Raw genomic sequence first — 22,234 nt, forward strand, 5'->3', positions numbered from 1 at the left:
TAAGTAACGATTAATACATTAGAAAGATGAAAAAATACATCGCAATCCTGATCCTCATCCTATTCTGCCAAGCAGGATATAGCCAGAGCATGGACAAGCTGTTCAACGACTTTGCCAAGCAAAAAAACGTAACCCACGTAACGGTCGGCCCGTTCCTGATGAAAATAAGCAGCCTGTTCACCGAGACGATGGGTGTAAAAAGCATCGAAGTCCTTTCTTTCGAGGAATGCGGCAATACCGTCAAAGACGATCTCCGCGCTGCCATCAAGAAACTGAAAGACCCGAATTACGAAACAATGGTCAATGCCAACGAAGAGGGCAACCGCACGAAAGTAATGGTACGTATTGACAAAGACATCATCCGCGAACTGGTAATCTTGACAACCGATGGAGGCGACGATGCCCTGATCCGCATCAAAGGAAAGATCAAACCATCTGACATCGAAAAAGTAATAAACGACCACAAAGATGGATGTTGAGAACTTTAAAAGGCTGTTCCTTCCCCTCCATCCCAAGCTCTTCCGGATTGCTTATGCGCTGGTCGAAAACAAGGCCGATGCCGAAGATATCCTGCAAGATGCCTACTATAAGTTATGGAGCCGGCGGAATGAACTGACCGATATCCAAAATCCGGAAGCTTTCTGCGTGACGCTGGTCAAGAACCTCTGCCTCGATTTCCTTCGCTCACCTCGTGCCAACAGGCGCGACGCAGATGTCACCGAAGCCGTCACTCTTTCTACCGCTTCTTCACCGGACGAAGAGTTGGAAAGACAAGACAAAGTACAGCAAATCCGCCACCTGATCGACCGCCTGCCGGAAAATCAGCGGCAAGTTCTCCGGTTGAGAGGGATCGAAGACTGTTCGATGGACGAGATAGAACAGATCACCGGCCTGAGTGCCGTCAACATACGGGTGCTACTCTCCCGGGCACGAAAAATAATCCGGGAACAACTTGAAAAATATTATACATATGAATATGGACGATAAAAAGATAGATGAACTGATCAATAAAGCCCTCCAAGAGGAACAAGCTTTACCCGAAGGACTTTCCCGTAGACTGGAAAAGCAGATCGACACCTGGGCTTCCACGGAAGAAAAGAAGACCCGTTCATTGACCCGTAGACGGACTTTATATTGGTTAAGTGGAGTTGCTGCCTCCATCCTGTTGTGCATCAGCTTTTTACAATACAAATCGTCGTATCAAGCTCACGACCGGCTCAGCGACACTTACACCAATCCGAAAGATGCCGCCGCCGCTGCCGAAAAGGCTTTACTCCTACTCTCGCAGAACCTCAACAAAGGCATCAGCCAGGTGGATAACGCCGGGCAGGAGATAGATAAAGTAAACAATATTTTAAACAAACACTTAAACGATTAATCTTATGAAATTAAAGAATATATTCCTGATCCTGTTTCTTTGTTGCACCAGCTTGTGCTTTGCCCAGGATAAACTGTTCGAAAAATATGCCGATATGGATAATGTAACATCTGTCTTCATCTCCAAGAAAATGTTCGACATGATCCCTAATGTAGAAAGTGGTGGCCTCAACCTGATGAATCTGAAAGGGAAAATAAACAATCTTCAAATCGTCACTTCCGACAAGCAGGAAGTCCGGGACCAGATGCGAAAAGAATTCAGCAGCCTTATCAGCAAATCACATGAAGAACTGATGCGGGTCAAGGACAACGATACACGCGCCTCTTTCTACATCGTCCAGAACGATGACCTAATCAACGAAATGATCATGCTAGCCGACACAGATTCAGACTATGTGGTCATCCGGATAACAGGCAAATTCACCTTGCAGGATATACAAGATGTGGCAAAAAGTTTTTCCCAAAACGATAAAAAAGAGGTAACGATCAGTTACAACTAAAACCGGAAAAGTATAAATATCCCGAAAAGATAATTATGCTTTTGTGAATACCTTAGTTCTGGTAGAACTAAGGCTATTCTTGTCTGTTGTTTGCTACCGTGACAAAATTAGCTATATAAAACTACTAGATGTTTTCAAAAATGATATTAAAATTAGTCAAATTGATATTCTTTCAAAAAAGATATTCTCCTTTTTCCCTTCCAGAAGACTCCAATAACCTCCACAGATAAGCCAAAACCGATAATCGAGCCTACTTTTTTACAACTATCCGTACTGTATAGTTCATAGTTCTACCAGAACAAATTCAATTGCAATCTTAAATCATTAGCCTATGGAGAGAAGTAAATAACACACCTAAAAAGTTTTTGTAGAGAAAATTAGAGTATTTCAACTGTTAAATTAAATTTTAATATTATGATCAAATCGATATACAGCAACTTATTGCCTAAAGCTGTACTATTATCAGTATTTTTAAGCCCCGGATATGTGATTTCAAAAGCTCATGCAAACACAGATTCCATCAGTGGTATAGAACAAACGAACGGTAAACTGTCCGGACGGGTTATCGATGCAAAAGGAGAACCTATACCAGGTGCAAACATTTCCGTCAAAGGCACCACCATCGGTACCATTACAGACATGGACGGTAATTTTTCCATTGATGTTAACCCCAATCAAATACTCACCATCAGTTTTATCGGATATGAAACAAAAACAATCCCTGTCTCCAACCAGAAAACATTAAATGTCGTTCTGCAAGAAACTGTAAACCAACTGGACGAACTTGTTGTCGTTAGCTACGGTACACAGAAAAAAAGGGATTTGACCGGATCTGTTTCCAAGATAGATGCAGGAGAATTAGAAAGTTTTCCTGTAGGACAATTTGCCCAAAAACTTCAAGGACAGGTAGCAGGTGTACAAATTAACCAATCTACAGGACAGCCGGGTAAAGGTATGGGATTCCGTATCCGTGGTGCAGCATCTATCAATGGTGGTAGTTCACCTTTATTCGTGGTCGATGGAATCCCTATCAATATGGACCTAAGCAGTATCAATCCGGATGAAATTGAAACCTTTTCCATCTTGAAAGATGCCGCTGCCACTTCTTTGTATGGATCACGTGCCGCCAACGGTGTCGTACTGATCACAACGAAAAGAGGAAAACAAGGTAAAACTCAAGTGGATGTGAATGCTTCATTCGGTATTCAGACTTTAAAGGGACTAAAGACTCCGGATGTTATGAACGGGGAAGAATTTGCCCAATACAAAAAAGAATACTACGAAGATGCTGCCAGATATGAAGGTTATACCGGAGGAGTTCCAGAACAATATCAAAATCCATCCCAATACGGTACTGGAACCAATTGGTATGACTTACTGACACGCAATGCCGCCACACAGAATTACAGTATCAGTGTGACAGCCAATAAAGACAAGTTCAATACAGCTATCGTATTAGGCTACTTCCGCCAAGACGGTGTTATGTACAATTCTAATTTCGAACGTTACTCTTTACGTGCAAACAATGATTATCAAGTAAACGACCGCTTAAAATTAGGACTGAACATAGCTCCCACCTTGCAAATCAAAAACAACCAAAATACAGACGGAGGTTGGCAGATATTAAGTGCTGCGTTCTTGGCTGACCCAACTGTAAATCCTTACGATGAAAATGGAGAACCTATTCTTTCTCTAAACTCTCCAGGGATGTTCCCCCAACCTAACTGGATACGTGTTTTACATGAAAAAACAAGTAAAACACAGGATTTGGCCTTATTAAGCAATGCTTTTGCAGAACTGGATATATGGAACGGTATCAAATATAAATTCCAGGCTGGTTTCGATTTAGGTGCCAAGAACTATAGAGATTTTACACCTTCGACAGCCGGTGGAGCCATGTTTACTGCTCCCCCTCAAAAAGCAAGTGGACAATACAACACCAACTTCCACTATAGTTGGACTATCGAAAATATGTTGATGTATAACCATAAATTCGGAAACCATAATATAGATGCACTGGTCGGTTATAGTGCACAAAAATATTCCAACGAATATAACCAACTAACAGCAACTGACTTTCCAAGTGATGATATTCCTTGGATGGGTGCCGGTGCTACAAAAAACGGTGACAACAACATCGAGCAATGGGCATTAGCCTCTGTCATTGCACGCGCGAATTATAGCTTCAAAGACCGCTATTTACTCCAGGCGACATTCCGCCGAGATGGTTGCTCCCGTTTTGGGGCAGGCAATAAATACGCAAATTTTCCTTCCATATCCGCCGGATGGATTGTATCTGACGAAGCCTTCATGGAACCAGTAACCAATGTTATGAACTACCTGAAAATAAGGGCCAGTTATGGACTAACTGGTAACTACAACATTGGTAATTACCGATATATTGCGGGAGTTAGCACTTATAACTATGTCTTAGGTGGCTCTTTAGCTCCGGGAAAAGGATTAGGTAATTTAGGGAACAATGCTCTTACTTGGGAAGAAACAAAGCAACTGGACTTAGGTGTCGATATCGGTTTCCTAAACGATCGTATCTATTTGATGTATGACTATTATAATAAAAAAGTCGATGGACTTTTGTATCAAGTCGATATTCCAAGAGCTTCCGGCTTTTCCAACATTTATTCCAATATCGGTGATTACAAAGCATGGGGACATGAAATCACTTTGCAATCTCGTAATCTTGTCGGTGATTTCAAATGGACTACCAACTTGAATATAGCCTTCAACCGGAATGAAATAACCAAAATGGGAACAAACAACACCCCAAAAGGTGGATATTCCAATCAGGAAGATTTCAACCGTTTAGCAGTAGGAGAACCTATCGGTATATTCATGGGATATGTATTTGACGGCGTATATATGACCGAAGAAGAGTTTAATTCCCAACCAAAGCACGCCTCATCTGAGATCGGAACGGTCCGCATGAAAGATGTCAGTGGTCCTAACGGTGTTCCTGACGGTATAATCGACAACAATGACCGTGTAAAAATTGGTGATCCGAATCCGGATTTTATTTATGGTATGACAAATGAATTTTCCTGGAAGAACTTCGATCTGAGCATTCTGATCAGTGGACAAGTAGGTGGTGACATTATCAATTCAAACTACGAACATACCTTGAATATCGACGGTTGTTTCAATGTATTGAAAAAAGTTGCCAATCGTTGGCGCTCTCCGGAAAATCCGGGTGACGGACAGGTTCCGAGAACAAAAGCCGGTACCACGGAATTATTCCGCTTCAATAATAGCAGTTGGGTATATGATGCTTCTTATTTGACCATAAAGAATATCACTCTGGGCTATACAATTCCGATTAAACCGAGTCAATACCTCTCTAAACTCCGGGTATATGTAACAGCTCAGCAATTAGTCACATTCACTAAATACCCAGGTATGAATCCGGAAATAGCCATGAATGAAGATATGGGATGGAACGGTTTAGGAGTAGATCGTACAACTTACCCGGTTCCAAGAACATTCAGTATCGGATGTAACATTTCATTCTGACAGAAAAACAAATTATAAATTTAAAGCGAAAGATCATGAAAAAGATATTTAGTTTAGTTGTTGCATTGTTAACTTTGGTTTCTTGTTCGGAAGATTTTCTGAATCTGACGCCTCAATATTATCCGAATGATGCGACATTCTTTAAAACTCAAGAGCAATTCACTCAAGCAGTGAACGGAGCCTATTCCGCTCTACGGGGAGTATCGGCAAGACAAGGATACCTGATGGGAGAAATGCGTTCCGACAATACACATTACACCCGCTATAAAGCAGACCGTGGTCTACACATCTTGTATCGTGAAAATATCGCGGATTTTGTTGTAGATGACCAGAACCAATGGACAAATGAAATGTATTATGCATGTTATACGGGCATTTCAAGAGCCAACACCATTCTGAACCGCATTGAAGGGACGACTTTTCCCGATGATTTCAAAAATAAAACGATCGGAGAAGCTAAATTCATCCGTGCTTTCATGTATTTCCAATTGGTGCAATGCTACGGAGACGTCCCTTTGCATCTGGAAGAAGTGACAGGAGCGGACAACGCATTCTTACCTCGTTCATCTGTTAACGATATCTATACAGCCATCGTTGATGATGTGAAAGATGCCATAGAGAAACTTCCGACGGTCAAATTCCCGCAAAATGGTGCTGCAACCAAAGGAGCTGCCAAAATGCTCTACGCTTATGTATTAATGACAAAGCCAGATCGAGATTATGCAACAGCGGAAACGCAGTTAAAAGATATCATGAATATGGGATATGAATTACTTCCCAATTATGCCGATATATATGACACATCCAAAAAGAACGGAAAAGAATCGATTTTCGAAATCCAGTATCAAATGGGAGATCAGGGACAGCAAAGTGATTGGTTATACTACTTTATTCCCAAAACAACGAATGCAGAAATTATTACAGGTGTTCCGGATTGTAGTACGTTACTGACAGGAGGCTGGAATGTTCCGACACCGGAAATGATCGCTTCTTACGAACCTGGAGACCTGCGTGTCGACCCATCTATCGCTGTTGCAGTCGGTACACTGGATGCAGCAAACGCCTTAGTCGTAGCTGATGTACTAAAAGTCGGTGATCCCAAGATCAATGATTATCCAGTTAATTATCCATTTATCAATAAATACCGTCACGCACACTCCAAAATAGAAAATACAGACGATAACTGGCCTGTTTACCGCTATGCGGACTGCCTGTTATTGTTAGCTGAATGTCTGGTGGAGCAAGGACGTGCAGGAGACGCAGCACCCTATGTCAATCAAGTACGTGCGCGTGCAGGTTTACCTGCTGTTACAACAATCAATGCCGAGGTAGTTGCCAATGAGCGACGTCACGAACTCGCATTTGAGAACCATCGTTGGTATGATTTATTGAGAACAGGAAAAGCTATTGAAGTAATGACTGCCTACGGAAAATATATCAAAACGATTGATACGGAACTTCCTGAACGTACCTATCAGATAAAGCCGGAATATTTGCTTTATCCGATACCTTATAACGAGTTGCAATTAAATGACCAGCTCAAACAAAATCCAGGTTATTAATTATCATATTAACAAAAAGACCTTTACTTTTGTAGTAGAGGTCTTTTTACTATTAGCACCATGAATACACAACGTATTATCAAAAACTTTATATATACCGTCGCAGGAGGTATCCTGTCTCTCGGAACGACTGGTTGCAGTGGCAACAAAGCGGAAACGACAGACAGTTTTTCCACTTTGGAAGCCCAGTTTTCCAACCCTTCATCCGAGTACCGTACAGCCCCTTTTATGGTTTGGAACGGAAAAGTTACAGAAATTGAAATCGACCGTATGCTGAAAGACTTTAAAGATGCAGGCTGCGGAGGTGCGTTTATCCATCCCCGTCCGGGCATGATCACGGAATATATGTCGGACGAATGGTATTCCCTCTACCGTTATGCCGTCGATAAAGGAAAAGAGATGGGACTGGACATCTGGATTTACGATGAAAACTCCTATCCCAGCGGCTTTGCCGGAGGACATGTTCCCGAAGATATGCCCGAATCCTACAACCAAGGACAAGGACTTGAGTTGACAAAAACAGATCTTCTGCCTGACAAGACAGACGAATATTTCATCATCCTTAAAAAAGAAGGGGACAAATGGGCAGATATCACGAACGCCCTGAGCCAGCATAAAAAAGCAAAAGGAGAATATTACCTCTACAAAAAGACCTATTTAGGCAAATCAGACTGGTACGGAGGGTATTCTTACGTAGACCTGCTCGTACCCGGTGTGACTGAAAAGTTCATCGACCTCACGATGAAAGGATACGAAAAAACAATAAAGGACGAATTTGGCAAATCTGTTTTCGGTATCTTCACAGATGAGCCCAACATCAGCAGTCCCGGAGGCTTGCGCTGGACACCAGACTTGTTCGAAGTATTCCGGAAACAGTGGGGATACGATCTAAAACCACTACTTCCCCTTCTGGACGAAGAGACGGGCAATTGGAAACAGGTACGTCATAACTATATGGAAACCCTGTTGCAAATGTTTGTCGACCGCTGGTCCAAACCTTGGCACCACTACTGCGAGACGAACAACCTGAAATGGACCGGACACTATTGGGAACACGGTTGGCCGCAAATGAACGACGGACCGGACAATATGGCAATGTACGCCTGGCATCAGGTACCCGCTATCGACATGCTGTTCAACCAGTTCGACGAAACCAACCCGCAAGCACAGTTCGGCAATATCCGTGCAGTAAAAGAATTGCGCAGTGCCGCCAACCAAACAGGTTGTAACCGTACCCTCAGCGAAACTTATGGTGGTGGAGGTTGGGACGAAACTTTTAAAGATTTCAAACGGTTAGGCGATTGGGAGTATGCACTCGGGGTCAACTTCATGAACCAACATTTAGCCCATATGACACTAACAGGAGCACGCAAATACGACTATCCGCCGGTATTCACCTATCATTCTCCCTGGTGGCCCGACTACCGCGAACTGAATGACTATTACGGACGCCTTTCATTTGTTATGAGCAAAGGCATCCAGAAAAACGATATTTTGGTTCTGGAACCTAACTCGACTTTATGGAGCTATTACGTCCATGCAGGAAGTTCCCCGAAACTCATGGAGATAGGAACCAATTTCCAAGCTTTTGTTACAACTTTGGAAAAGAACCAGGTAGAATATGACCTCGGTTCCGAAAACATCATCAAAGACCTCGGAAAGGTAGAAAACGGGCGTTTCATCGTCGGCAATGCCTCCTACTCGACTGTCGTTCTGCCTCCCATGATGGAGACCTTAAACAAGCCTACCTTCAACCTCTTGCAACAATTTGTAGAACAAGGTGGACAGATCATAACCTTCTCCGCTCCCACCCGGATAGACGGGGCTGTCAATGACGAACTGGCCGGACTGTTGACCGGTACAACCGTCACATCACTCCCGGAACTATCCAAAGATGTAATCGCCCGGTATTTCTCTTCCGATAACTTCAGGATTACTTTCAACAGTGGTAACCTGTATCACCATCGTCGCCGGTTTGCAGACGGAGAATTGGTTTTTCTCGTCAACTCTTCTATGGATGAAGTTGTTGACGGCACCCTTTCGACGCAGGGAAAAGCCATGTTGGAAATGGATGCTCTGAACGGGGAAATCTATACGTATCCGTCTTCAAAAGAAAAAGGCATACTAAGTACATCTTTCCGGATCGAACCGGCAGGAAGCCTCTTGCTTTACTGTTCTGACAAGAACCCTAAAAACTATCCGGAACGCCCCGGAAAAGCGGGAAGCAGCCCGGTGACGGCAACAAGCCGGACCACCGTCAGCCGTTTACGCGACAATGCTCTGACAATTGACTTTTGCGATGTTACGGTTAAAGGAAAGACTTACAAGAAACAACATTTCTCCCGTGCCGCCGATATCGCCTTCAAAGCGCACGGATTCACCAACGGCAATCCTTGGAATACCTCCGTACAATACAAACGGAATATCCTCGACCGCGACCACTTTAAGGATGGCGGCTTCACGGCCTCCTATCATTTTACGGTAAACGATGCTTTCGACTATTCCGGTATCAAACTGGTTTCCGAACGCCCCGAACTATTTACCGTAAAAATCAACGGAAATCTCGTGAACGCTCTTCCAGGTGAATGGTGGCTGGACCGTTCTTTCGGCGTTTATCCGATAGGCGGACAGGTGAAAAAAGGTAGCAATACGGTAGAACTCAGCATCAACCCGATGCGTATTTTTGCAGAGATAGAACCGGTCTACATCATCGGAGACTTCTCGGTCGTACCCGAACAAGAGGGATGGAGCATCGGTGCACCACAGGAATCGTTCGCTCTGGGTAGCTGGAAAGAACAAAAGCAACCGTTCTACTCATGGGATATGAGCTATAGCAAAGAATATACCCTCGATGACCTTACAGGCAGATATGCCGTCAAACTGAACAAATGGAACGGGACGGTAGCAGAAGTATACGTCAACGGACAGAAAGCCGGTATGATCGCCTTCGACCCCTGGCAACTGGATGTAACATCCTATCTGAAAGAAGGCAGCAACACGATTGATGTACATGTGATCGGCAGTTTGAAGAACCTGTTAGGCCCGCATTACCGGAATCCGGCTCCCGGCCTGGCATCTCCCTGGCATTGGAAAAACGTAGACAAACCGATATCCGGAAAAGAATACCAGATGGTGGATTACGGGCTGATGGAAGATTTTGAATTAATTCATTAAACATACACGAAAAGAGGGTGCGTGCTTTTCCGGAAAAGCATGGCACCTTTTTCAAAAAAGGACGGCAGCATGAAAAATAGACTTTTAAACATTTGTATCTTATGTATGGTTTTTCCTTTCTTTCTACAGGCAGCGGACACACATTCCGTTTATAACCTGCGATGCGAACAGGAAGAAAACCCGTTAGGAATCGAAACAGGACAACCTTGTTTCAGCTGGCAGATACAGGCACAACAACGGAACTTCGAACAATCGGCCTGGCAGATATTAGTGGCCGATTCTCCGGAAAAACTACAGGCCAGCAATGGAAATATCTGGGACAGCGGAAAAACGCTTTCTTCCGCCTCGATCCTTGTTCCTTTCAAAGGAAAAGAATTGAAAGCAGGACAGACCTACTACTGGAAAGTAAGGAGTTGGGATAAGGAGGACAGCCCTTCCCGCTGGAGCTGTATCCATACCTTCGGCATGGGGCTTCTTTCGAAAAAAGACTGGAGCAATGCCAAATGGATTGCACTGGAAAAAGACAGGAAAGACGAAATCGTCACGATAGGGCTGCACGGACTGGCCAACGTGGACCGGGAACTCAAAGGCAAAAAGATCGGTATGTACCGCCTCCCCCAATTCCGAAAAGAATTTACGGTTCAAAAACCGGTAAAACGAGCGACCGCCTATGTCTCCGGACTCGGACATTTCGATATGTTCCTGAATGGAAAGAAGGTGGGTAACAACTTTCTCGATCCGGGATGGACAAAATATGATAAATGTGCGCTGTATGTCACTTTCGATCTGTCCGGACAGCTAAAGCAAGGCGGAAACGCAATAGGCGTCATGTTGGGAAACGGCTTTTTCAATATCCCGCGGGAACGTTATTTCAAACTGCTTGCTTCATATGGCGCTCCGCGCCTCTTGATGAAAATACAAATCGAATATGCAGACGGCAGTACGCAGGACATCGTAACCGGTACAGACTGGAAAACAACCGAAAGCCCCGTTACCTACAGCAGTATTTACGGCGGTGAAGATTACGATGCCACGAAAGAACAGACCGGATGGATGCAACCCGGTTTCGACGACCGTACCTGGAACAAAGCCCTCGACACAGGCTGGAAAACCCAGCTCCTCTCCCAACGCTCCGCACCGCTGACCGTACGTGACCGAATCCCCACCGTCCGTCTTTTCAAGACCCGGAAAGGACAATGGGTGTACGATTTGGGACAAAACTTTTCCGGCATCATACGGCTTTCCCTGCATTCAAAGGACACGCACCCGGTTAAGCTCTATCCGGCCGAACTGCTGAATCCGGACAGTACCGTAAACCAAAGCGCGTCCGGCGCTCCTTTCTGGTTCGGTTACACACCGAAAGGAAAAGGTATTGAAAGTTGGCAACCCCAGTTTACCTACTACGGTTTTCGTTACGTGCAGGTCGAAGGTGCTGTTCCCGCCGGACAACCCAATCCGGACGGACTACCTGAAATAACGGAAATCACCGGTCTTCATACTTGCTATTCGGCCGAAGATGTCGGCAGTTTCCATTGTTCCAAACCGTTGTTCAATCAGACATACGAACTGATCGACTGGGCGATCCGCAGCAATATGGCAAGCGTGCTAACCGACTGCCCGCATCGTGAGAAGTTGGGTTGGCTGGAAGAAGCGCACCTGATGCAATACTCCGTACAATACCGCTACAACCTGGCACGCCTGTACGAAAAGACATTCAACGATATGCGCTCCACACAAGCAGCCAACGGCATGATACCGACCATTGCTCCCGAACTGGTCGAATTCGAAGGAGGCTTCAAGGATACGCCGGAATGGGGAAGCACATTTGTCATCAGCCCTTGGTACATCTACCAATGGTATGGCGATACGCGCCCGATCGAAACCTATTATCCGGATATGCAACGCTACATCGACTACCTTTCCTCGAAAGCCGATAACCATATTATCGCCTACGGCTTGGGAGACTGGTTCGACATCGGTCCGAAAAGTCCGGGAGAATCGCAACTGACCTCCAATGGCGTAACGGCAACGGCTATCTACTATTACGACGTCACCCTGATGGAGAAAATGGCAAACCTTTTAGGGAAGCCGGACGATGCACGCAAGTACCAGGAACTGGCGGCCCGGATCAAACAAGCCTTCAACCGGACTTTCTGGAACCCGTCCACCCGTACCTACGACCGCAACAGCCAGGCGGCAAACGCCGTCGCACTCTACATGGGACTGACGACTCCGGAAAACAGGCAGCAGGTATTCGATAACCTGATAGCCGATATCCGCGGACGCAACAACGCCCTGACGGCAGGCGACGTCGGCTACCGCTATGTCTTGCGTGCCCTTGAAGCCGGTGGCGCTTCGGATGTCATTTACGACATGAACTGCAAGTACGACACACCGGGATACGGTTGGCAACTGGCACACGGAGCTACCGCTCTCACCGAATCCTGGCAGGCATACGGCTTCGTATCGAACAATCATTTTATGTTGGGTCATCTGATGGAATGGTTGTTCAGCGGCTTAGGAGGCATCCGTCAGAAAGAAGATTCCTTCGGGTTTAAGCATATTGTCATCAAACCCGAACCGGTCGGTGATGTCCGCGACGCACAGGTTTCCTACGAATCGCCTTACGGACAGATTGTTTCCGACTGGAAAGACAACGATAAAGAATTTATCATCCGAGTGGAAGTACCGGCAAACAGCAAAGCCTCCGTCTATCTCCCGTCTACCGACACGAAACAAATAACCGAAAGCGGTGTACGATTGGAAGATGTCCCCGGAATCAGTTGCAAACAAGAAGGAAATCGGTATGTCGTGGCAACAACAGGTTCCGGTACTTATACTTTCAAAGTGAAGAAAAATAAATAATGAAGAATACCATGAATACAACAAAAAAGGAAGTTAAAGTCGGACTGATCGGAGTCGGATTGAACACCTATTGGAATCAATTCGAAGGGCTTCTCTCCCGATTGACGGATTACCAAAGAATGATAAAAGAACGTATGTCCGGCTTACAGGCAACCGTGATTGACGGGGGAATGGTAGACAGCCCGGAAAAGGCAGCCCGGACAGCAGAAGTTTTAAAAAGTGAAGACATAGAAATCCTCTTCATCTTTATTTCGACCTATGCCCTTTCCTCAACGATCCTTCCGATCGCCCAGCGCATCAAGATTCCGGTTATCCTGCTCAACATACAACCCGTAGCCGCCATAAATTACGATTATATCAACGGATTAGGCGACCGTGGAAAAATGACCGGCGAATGGCTGGCTCACTGCCAAGCCTGTTCCACTCCGGAATTTGCCTGCGTATTCAACCGTGCCGGCATCAAATACGACATCCTGACCGGTTACCTCGAAGAACCATACGTATGGAACGAAATCGAAAACTGGATCGATGCGGTAAGGGCCGTACAAGGGATGCGTAACAACCGGATGGGTATTCTCGGACACTATTATTGCGGTATGCTGGACGTTTACACCGACATTACCCGGCAATCCTTCACTTTCGGCACTCACATAGAGCTTCTCGAAATGTGCGAACTCAAAGCTTACCGGGATGCTGTAACGGAAGATGAACTAACAGCAAAACGCCTGGAATTATCCATGAAGTTTGAAGTCGACCCGCATTGTGAAGAATACGAATTGGATCGTGCTGCCCGCACCTCTGTCGCACTCGATAAACTGGCCGAAGCCCACAACCTCAGTTCAATGGCCTACTACTACGAAGGTTGGAAAGGAAACGATTATGAAAATATCGTGACTTCCGTAATAGCCGGCAATACCCTGCTTACAGGACGCGGCATCCCGGTAGCAGGCGAGTGCGAAGTAAAGAACGTACAAGCCATGAAGCTCCTTTCTCTTTTAGATGCCGGAGGTTCATTCTCTGAACCGTATGCCATAGACTTCAATGACGATGTTGTTTTATGGGGACATGACGGGCCGGCTCATTTCGCCATTGCTGAGGGAAAGGTCAGCCTCGTACCGCTACCCGTATATCACGGTAAACCGGGCAAAGGATTGTCCATTCAGATGCGCGTCAAACAGGGACCTGTCACTTTTCTTTCCGTATGTGAAAATAATGATGGCGTATTTTTACTTATCGCAGAGGGAGAATCGACCGACGGACCCACCCTGCACATAGGAAACACGAACAGCCGCTACAGGTTCAGTTGCGGAGCCCGCACCTTTATGAACCGATGGAGTAAGGCGGGTCCTTCACACCACTGTGCAATCGGTATCGGACATGTTGCGGATAAACTAAAAAAGATAGCTTTCCTGTTAGACATACCTGTTATCCAGGTTTGTTAAAAGATAAGAAAAAAAGAGAGAGGCTCTTTATCTATCACGATCTTTTAGACACGGATTTCACGGATAAATTATTTTACTTCCGTGTAATCCGTACTTAAATTATGGCTATCAGTATGCAGGATTTTGTTTCGACATACCTCTCAGATAAATACCCTATGCGACATAAGAGAGACCTTATCTTTTATGGTGAGGAGATCCCCAGATAAACACCAGTAGTCGTTTTTATTTCCCAGTAATAATCCTTCGTATCTCGCTCAGCTTATTCAGGGTTTCCAGCGGCGTCAGGTTGTTTACATCCAGATTCTTGATCTCATCCCGCACCTGACTGAGTACCGGATCATCCAATTGGAAGAAGCTGAGCTGATAGCCGTCTGCCGATGAAGCGATCCCTTTTACAGGCTTGCTTTTGATACTGCCTTTGCGTTTTTCCGTGGCAATCCCCTCCTGACGGTTTTCCGTTTCCAACTGTTTCAGGATTTCGTTGGAACGCTTTACGATGCTTTTCGGCATACCCGCCATCTTGGCCACATGGATACCGAAACTGTGTTCACTGCCTCCGGGAACCAGTTTGCGCAAGAAGATCACTTTGTTATTGACCTCCTTCACCGAAACATTGTAGTTCTTGATACGCTTGAAAGAAGCCTCCATCTCGTTCAACTCATGATAATGCGTAGCAAACAATGTCTTCGCACGGGCATTGGGATGTTCGTGGATATATTCGACAATCGCCCAGGCAATAGAAATACCGTCGTATGTGCTTGTCCCGCGTCCCAATTCGTCAAACAGGACAAGACTGCGGGAAGACATGTTGTTGAGGATATCCGAAGCCTCGTTCATCTCCACCATGAAAGTGGATTCTCCGACCGAAATGTTATCCGAAGCTCCCACACGTGTAAATATCTTATCCACAATCCCGATACGAGCGCATTCGGCTGGGACGAAACAACCGATCTGCGCCATCAGCGTAATCAGAGCCGTCTGGCGAAGCAAAGCGGACTTACCGGCCATGTTCGGTCCGGTGATAATGATAATCTGCTGCTTTTCATCGTCCAGATAGACATCATTGGCAATATAAGGTTCACCGATAGGCAATTGTTTTTCAATCACCGGATGGCGGCCAGCCTTAATATCGATCACCTGCGAATCATTCACATCCGGACGGATATAACGGTTGCTTTCAGCCACCTTGGCAAATGAGAGCAGACAGTCCAGACGACCGATCAGGTTCGCATTCATCTGGATAGGCGGAATATATTCGGAAAGACAAAGCACCAGTTCGTTAAAGAGACGGGCTTCCAACGAAAGTATCTTCTCTTCCGCTCCCAATATCTTCTCTTCGTATTCTTTCAGTTCTTCAGTAATATAACGTTCGGCATTCACCAAAGTCTGTTTGCGTATCCATCCGGCAGGAACTTTGTCTTTATAGGCGTTACGCACTTCGATATAATACCCGAAAACATTGTTGAAACCGATTTTAAGGCTCGATATACCCGTCTGTTCTATTTCCCGCTGTTGTACCTTCAAGAGATAATCTTTACCCGAATAAGCGATTGCACGCAACTCGTCAAGCTCGGCGTTCACGCCTGTCGCAATCACGCCGCCCCGGTTCAGCAAGGAAGGCGGATCGTTGTTGATCTCTTTTTCTATCCGGTCACGGATCAGGGCACAGGCATTCAACTGTTCGCCGATACGGCAAAGGCTCGGCTCATCGCTTGCCGTACAAGCCTCCTTGATCGGCTCGATGGCACGAAGAGCGACTTTCAACTGTACCACTTCGCGGGGAGAGACGCGACCGACCGCCACTTTGGAAATAATACGTTCCAAGTCGCCGATCTGTTCCAGTTTCTCTTCCAGCAGCTCCTTCACTTCGGGATGGCGGAAGAAATATTCCACTACGTCCTGACGCTCATGGATCGGTTTCACATCCTTCAAGGGGAACAAGATCCAACGGCGCAACATACGCGACCCCATCGGGGAAACGGTCTTGTCCAGCACATCCAGCAAACTCGTCCCCTCCTCGTTCATCGTGCTGACCAGCTCCAAGCTGCGCACCGTAAACTTATCGAGGCGTACATAGCGGTCTTCTTCGATACGGGAAAGAGAGGTGATATGCGAAATATGGGTGTGTTGCGTCTGATCCAGATAATACAGGATGGCCCCCGAAGCTACGACTCCCAATTTCAAATGCTGGACACCGAAACCTTTCAGGTTCTTCGTTTCGAAATGTTTCAGAAGCCGGTCGTTGGCAGCTTCCGAAGTAAACACCCAGTCATCCAGTTCAAAAATAAAGAACCGAGGACCGAAAGCCTCTTCAAAACGTTTACGGCTACCCCGTTCGACCAATACTTCTTTCGGTGAAAAATTATTCAGCAGTTTATCCACATAATCAACGGTTCCTTCGGCTGTCAGGAACTCGCCGGTAGAGATATCGAGAAATGCAATTCCACAGACATCCTTACCGAAATGAATGGCAGCAAGGAAGTTGTTTTCCTTATGGTTGAGTATATTGTCATTGATAGAAACACCCGGAGTTACCAATTCGGTGATACCGCGTTTCACTAATTTCTTTGTGAGTTTCGGATCTTCCAGCTGGTCGCAGATAGCTACGCGCTTACCGGCACGCACCAGTTTGGGCAGATAGCTGTCCAATGCATGGTGAGGGAAACCGGCCATCTCGATCGTTTGCCCTGGTCCGTTCGCTTTTTTCGTCTGTACGATACCCAGTATTTCGGCTCCGGTCACAGCGTCTTCGCCATACATTTCGTAAAAGTCGCCTACACGGAATAGCAGGATTGCATCAGGATGTTTTGCCTTTATATCGAAATACTGCTTCATTAAAGGTGTTTCCACTATCTTTGCCACTGTTCTTTTCTTTTTATCTGTTCGACTGTACAAAGGTACGATTTTTCATCTTTAAAAACTCAGCCCCACGTTTCCGGTATTGAAAACTGCCTAAAATCCCGGACACCTTGCCATCATTAACAGAAACAGGCAAGCCGAAAACCGACAGATTATCACTTGTTCTGGAAAGAATTAAGAAATTCATCCTGCACAGCCTCTTTTATTTCATTGTCAAGCTGCGGAGTAAGGAAAGAAGCGACAAACGTTTCATCAATATCCACCACCGGACGGAACGCCTCACTCCGGACATAGTTGCTGATGCTTTGCAACAATTGAAGAGAAGCAGGACGTTGGTCGATCTTATTTTCCGTATCTATCGCCAGTACAAGCAACTTGCCCCCATGCAACTTGGCTTCGAATCCGATTCCGAGTTTATGGTTGTGCTGATAAGTATCAATGCTTTGGATGAAAGGAAACAGGGCATTGGGAGCTGTATTCATTTCGATCACTTTCGCATTGCACAAAATATCCCACCATTGCCAGTCCACAAACTCATCCGTTACGAAATCGGCAAACATAGGCTGTTCCTTATGAATCAGACACCCCAACGTAAGAGGTTGCCACTTGAACATGATCGGATTCCAAAAATGATTATGGAAATTTGACTTCCTTCCTTTCACAGCCTCCGGACGAGGCAACAGAACCACGCTTTTGCCAGCTTGCAGATAACGCCGGGCTTCTGCCGTATAGGAGGTCGTAAAGAGCACCTGATCGTCAGACTTCAAAACTTCTTTGACTTGTCTCCGAGGATAAACCCATATATCCCAACTGTTGGCAATCTTCTTGTCCACACAAAGATGTACGGTCAGTTTTTCGTTACTTGTAATCCGGTTCAACGGAAACTCAAACTCACCGAGAGGATAAACGCCATAATTGGAAACTTCCTTACAGCTGATCCGGCCACTATAAAGCGTAGTTCCACGACTGTCCGTCACGTGCCAGCGGACATCAGGACGGCGGAAACGGGAAGGAGAATAATTGTACAACTCGGCTTTGCCACTAAAGATTTCATCATTGAAAAAAGCACGCTTCTGAAAACGTAGCAAAGCTACACTGGGAGCACAAAATTCCCGAAACTTTTCCGGTGTAATGATTCCCTTACTCTTCCAAAAGGCATTGAGAATCCCTACCGGAGCATAACCTTGTCCAGGGAAGTCAATCAAGCTCAACAACTGAAATCCTGATGAAAGTGAACTGCGCAACTGCCCCTCGATCACATCTTTATATTCAATCCGGGTCTGTTGTCCCGACACCCGGAAGAAATCCGCGGCAAGATGCTCCATTCCGTGAGCAGCCAGTGAATCACGATAACGTTCCAGGTTACGTGCCTCCACAGGACCTGTATAAGCTGGAATCTCTCTAAAATCAGGATATACACAACGCTGCCCCGTTTCATGGCTGATGATAGGCTGTCCGGTACCATGTCCGGCATTGATATCCCAGTCAGTCATCGGACGACCTTCGTAGATGGTCACACCTCCTTTATCGGAACGATGGGAGACATAAAACTGTTCCGCCTTAACATGTTTGCGGGCAGTAGATCCACTGAATAGACGGCGGTTATCATGGCTACGTCCGTATTCGGTCAGTTCGTTCAAAAAATCAAAGTCCCCCTCCAGCTCATTCCCGTTACAATATAATAAGAAAGAGGGATGATTCCCATATTCTTTGAGTATAGCTCTGAGTTCGCGGCGGAAGAAATCATTACGTGCCTCATCTCCGGGTTTGGCATCGGCTCCCCACATCGGCATTTCCACTTCCAAATAGACCCCCATCTTGTCGGCCATACGGAAACAGGCGGCAGGCGGACACCATGAATGGAAACGCATATGGTTCATTCCATACGATTTGAGTATGTTGAAAATATGTTCCCATGAAGCATCATCCATAGGAACATGGCCTGTAAGCGGAAACTCGGCATTGTTTACCGTACCACGCAAATGCAAACGATGTCCATTGAGCAAAATATCATCTCCTACAGCACTGACCTCCCTCATACCAAAAGAGAGCTGTTTCCGTTGTTTCACTTCTTCACTTCCGGAGGACAGCAAGGAACACTGCAATTGATACAGATCGGGCGAAAATTCATCCCACAACTTCATCTTCTTGCCCAATACCAATGTTGTTTCCAAATTGATGATTGAATCGGTCGAAGCAACTTCCATCTCCTTCTTCACCTCCAACCCATGTCCGGTCACTTCCAGCAGGGCTTTACCCGTAAAAGGCTTTCCGGTCGTATTCACAAGACTGAGACAAACCGTCACCTGCTGTCGTTTCACATCGGGATAGAGCTGCAGATCATCCATATAAACAGGATCTAAAGCAACAAGTTTCATATCCCCAATCACACCGTTCCAATTAATCTGTGTAAATTCGGTATGAGCATGATCCCATTTATGCGTGTTATACTGATAACGATTGTCGATCATCAAATCTATAATATTTTCCTGTCCAGGCTTCAGATAGCCGGTAAGATCATGTATATGGGGCACACTGATATAATCATTTCTGTTCACCTCCTTCCTTCCACTATAAATGGCAGTCAACCAATGAGCGCGTTCCAAATAGAGATGTATGCGTTTACCATCCCACGATTCAGGGATTTGTACATGCTTACGATACCAAGCCGGTGCCATATATTCATACTTACGCGTCAAGCGGTCATAATATTTGTAAGTCGTACGATTCCCTATATGATATTGATCCGTAATACCGGGCAAAGTAATTGTATCATGCAACTCCCCATCACCACGTATCTCCACGCCGGAACGGCGAAAATCCATGACATCTGTTTCAAATCCCCAACTTCCTGCAAGATCTATCTCTTGTTGGGCAGTCGTCTTTTCGACTTGTAAAAAAAACAATACTACAATTACGGCAACAATTTTAAAATTTATCATAACATAAAGATCCGTTTATACCTAATTTAGACTTTACCTTTGCAAAATTATTGATTTATTTTCTATTTATTTTCGATTTGTCAAACATTAATTTCTAAAAAACCATACATTTGTAAATAGTAAAAACATACATATATACCGAAAAAACATGAAACAGGCAATTCTAATTTCGACCGGCCTTCTGTTAGCTGTTCCTTTCATTCATGCGGAGAAGAATAAGAAACCGAATGTCGTTTTTATCCTTGCAGACGATTTGGGTTATGGCGATCTAAGTTGTTACGGACAAGAAAAGTTCGAGACGCCCAACATCGATAAGCTGGCACAAAGCGGAATGCGCTTTACGCAGTGTTATTCGGGGACAACTGTCAGTGCCCCTTCCCGCTCTTGTCTGCTGACAGGCACGCACAGCGGACATACCCCTGTACGTGGCAACCTCGAACTCGATCCGGAAGGGCAGTTTCCGCTTCCCGACGATGCCCGCACCATCTTCGAAGTAATGAAAGATGCAGGATATAAGACATCCGCTTTCGGCAAATGGGGACTGGGCTATATCGGTTCAACCGGCGATCCTAAAAATCAAGGTTGCGATACTTTCTACGGATACAATTGCCAATTGCTGGCACACAGTTATTACCCCGACCACCTCTGGGACAACGACAAACGAGTGGAACTCGAAGACAACAACCTGAATGTACAGTACGGAATATGAATCCGGACGAACCGTTCTTCATGTGGTATCCGACCATCATTCCGCATGCGGAGCTGATCGTTCCGGAAGACAGCATCATACAGAAATTTCGCGGTATGTACCCGGAAAAGCCTTACAAAGGAACCGAACCGGGCAGCCCGGCTTTCCGCAAGGGAGGTTACTGTTCGCAGTTCCATCCACATGCAACTTTCGCCGCTATGGTCTACCGTCTGGACGTCTATGTCGGGCAGATCATCCAAAAGTTAAAAGACAAAGGTTTATATGATAACACCATCATCATCTTTGCGAGCGATAACGGCCCTCATATGGAAGGGGGCGCCGATCCCGATTTCTTCAACAGCAACGGTATTTATCGCGGATATAAACGGGATCTGTACGAAGGCGGTATCCGTGTCCCGATGATCATTTCCTGGCCCGGACATGTCCAACCGAATACGGAAACCGACTTTATGTGCTCTTTCTGGGATGTATTACCGACCTTCGAAGAAATCATCCATCCGAAAGCCAAACAGAAGGAAATGGACGGCGTCAGCATGCTTCCCCTCCTGGAAAACCGGAAAGGACAGAAGGAACATGAATTCCTGTATTTCGAATTCCAGGAACTGAACGGTCGCCAAGCCGTACGCAAAGGACCGTGGAAATTGGTCCACATGAATATCCGCGGCGACAAGCCCTATTATGAACTGTATAACTTGGCGTCCGACCCGTCGGAACGGCACAATATATTGGACCAGTATCCTGAAAAAGTAGCAGAACTGAAAGATATCATGGTCCGTGAACACAGACCGGACCCGAACTGGCCGCTATTGAAAGAGGAAAAGGCGAAATAATAGGGAAAATTTATAGAAAAGGATGTCAAAATCCAAGACAACCGCATCAAAATTTTCCAAGGTTGTGATCTACATACGAAGTTTTCTGCAAATCTTCTATCACTCTATCACTACAAAAGTTTCAGATATTGATATTCAAGTGTTATAGCAGTGATACAGGATGTTTTCCTGTATCACTGCCTCTATCACTCCTAAAACAGGACATTTTATCATATGATTGGAAACCAACATATTGCTTTCTGTTACTTTTGAAAAAGCATATAAAATAATCGAATAAACAAATGTAAAAACGAATATAATAGGTATTAAATTGGCAAAATACGGTTCTTCATTCCACAAAAGCCCTCTCTTTTTTTAGCAGAAACAAGCTGATAATTCCGTAAACACCCCCATGTTGCCATCCTTTACATCCGGGTGTAGGGAGCCGGTACATCCGGGTGTAAAAGGGG

At 45.5% G+C, this 22,234-nt stretch carries 11 protein-coding genes and 1 pseudogene; 10 read left to right on the top strand and 2 right to left on the bottom strand.

All coding sequences use genetic code 11. From position 1 onward, the window contains the following. Window positions 1-26: 26 nt before the first annotated feature. The 9 genes from BHV83_RS15720 (at window position 27) to BHV83_RS15760 (ending at window position 14,445) form a co-directional block, all read left to right on the top strand. Window positions 27-479 (top strand): DUF4252 domain-containing protein, encoded by a 453-nt coding sequence (locus tag BHV83_RS15720; protein WP_005633868.1) that lies wholly within the window; start codon window positions 27-29, stop codon window positions 477-479. Then, entirely contained in the window at window positions 469-987 is a 519-nt protein-coding gene (locus BHV83_RS15725; protein ID WP_005633870.1) for a GFO_1088 family ECF-type sigma factor, read from the top strand. The genes BHV83_RS15720 and BHV83_RS15725 overlap by 11 nt, the downstream gene beginning before the upstream one ends. Continuing rightward, the gene (locus tag BHV83_RS15730; RefSeq protein WP_005649758.1) at window positions 971-1,378 is read left to right on the top strand and encodes a hypothetical protein; all 408 of its coding nucleotides are present in this window, start codon (window positions 971-973) and stop codon (window positions 1,376-1,378) included. Before BHV83_RS15725 ends, BHV83_RS15730 begins: the two co-directional genes overlap by 17 nt. A 4-nt stretch (window positions 1,379-1,382) precedes the next feature. Next, window positions 1,383-1,877, top strand: a complete 495-nt coding sequence (locus BHV83_RS15735; RefSeq protein ID WP_005649760.1) for a DUF4252 domain-containing protein — start codon at window positions 1,383-1,385, stop codon at window positions 1,875-1,877. 414 nt (window positions 1,878-2,291) lie between these two features. After that, on the top strand, window positions 2,292-5,402 hold the full coding sequence (locus tag BHV83_RS15740; RefSeq protein ID WP_005633876.1) for a SusC/RagA family TonB-linked outer membrane protein: 3,111 nt from the start codon (window positions 2,292-2,294) through the stop codon (window positions 5,400-5,402). A gap of 35 nt (window positions 5,403-5,437) precedes the next feature. Beyond that, window positions 5,438-6,964, top strand: coding sequence for a RagB/SusD family nutrient uptake outer membrane protein (locus tag BHV83_RS15745; protein WP_005649762.1), 1,527 nt, complete (start codon window positions 5,438-5,440; stop codon window positions 6,962-6,964). 60 nt (window positions 6,965-7,024) lie between these two features. Continuing rightward, the gene (locus tag BHV83_RS15750) at window positions 7,025-10,138 is read left to right on the top strand and encodes a glycosyl hydrolase (RefSeq protein ID WP_122205677.1); all 3,114 of its coding nucleotides are present in this window, start codon (window positions 7,025-7,027) and stop codon (window positions 10,136-10,138) included. 69 nt (window positions 10,139-10,207) lie between these two features. Continuing rightward, on the top strand, window positions 10,208-13,003 hold the full coding sequence (locus BHV83_RS15755) for a family 78 glycoside hydrolase catalytic domain (protein ID WP_122205690.1): 2,796 nt from the start codon (window positions 10,208-10,210) through the stop codon (window positions 13,001-13,003). Window positions 13,004-13,014: 11 nt separating this feature from the next. After that, window positions 13,015-14,445, top strand: a complete 1,431-nt coding sequence (locus BHV83_RS15760) for an L-fucose/L-arabinose isomerase family protein (RefSeq protein WP_122205691.1) — start codon at window positions 13,015-13,017, stop codon at window positions 14,443-14,445. Between the two features lie 222 nt (window positions 14,446-14,667). Here BHV83_RS15760 and mutS read toward each other — a convergent pair whose 3' ends face one another. Beyond that, window positions 14,668-17,280 (bottom strand): DNA mismatch repair protein MutS, encoded by a 2,613-nt coding sequence (gene mutS / locus BHV83_RS15765; RefSeq protein WP_502687968.1) that lies wholly within the window; start codon window positions 17,278-17,280, stop codon window positions 14,668-14,670. Window positions 17,281-17,459: 179 nt separating this feature from the next. Beyond that, window positions 17,460-20,246, bottom strand: coding sequence for a DUF8487 domain-containing protein (locus BHV83_RS15770; protein WP_122205678.1), 2,787 nt, complete (start codon window positions 20,244-20,246; stop codon window positions 17,460-17,462). Between the two features lie 148 nt (window positions 20,247-20,394). On the opposite strand from BHV83_RS15770, the pseudogene BHV83_RS15775 reads away from it, so the two are divergent. After that, window positions 20,395-21,785, top strand: a pseudogene (locus BHV83_RS15775) (arylsulfatase). Window positions 21,786-22,234: the final 449 nt, after the last annotated feature.

It is taken from the genome of Parabacteroides sp. merdae-related_45_40, assembly GCF_001915675.1.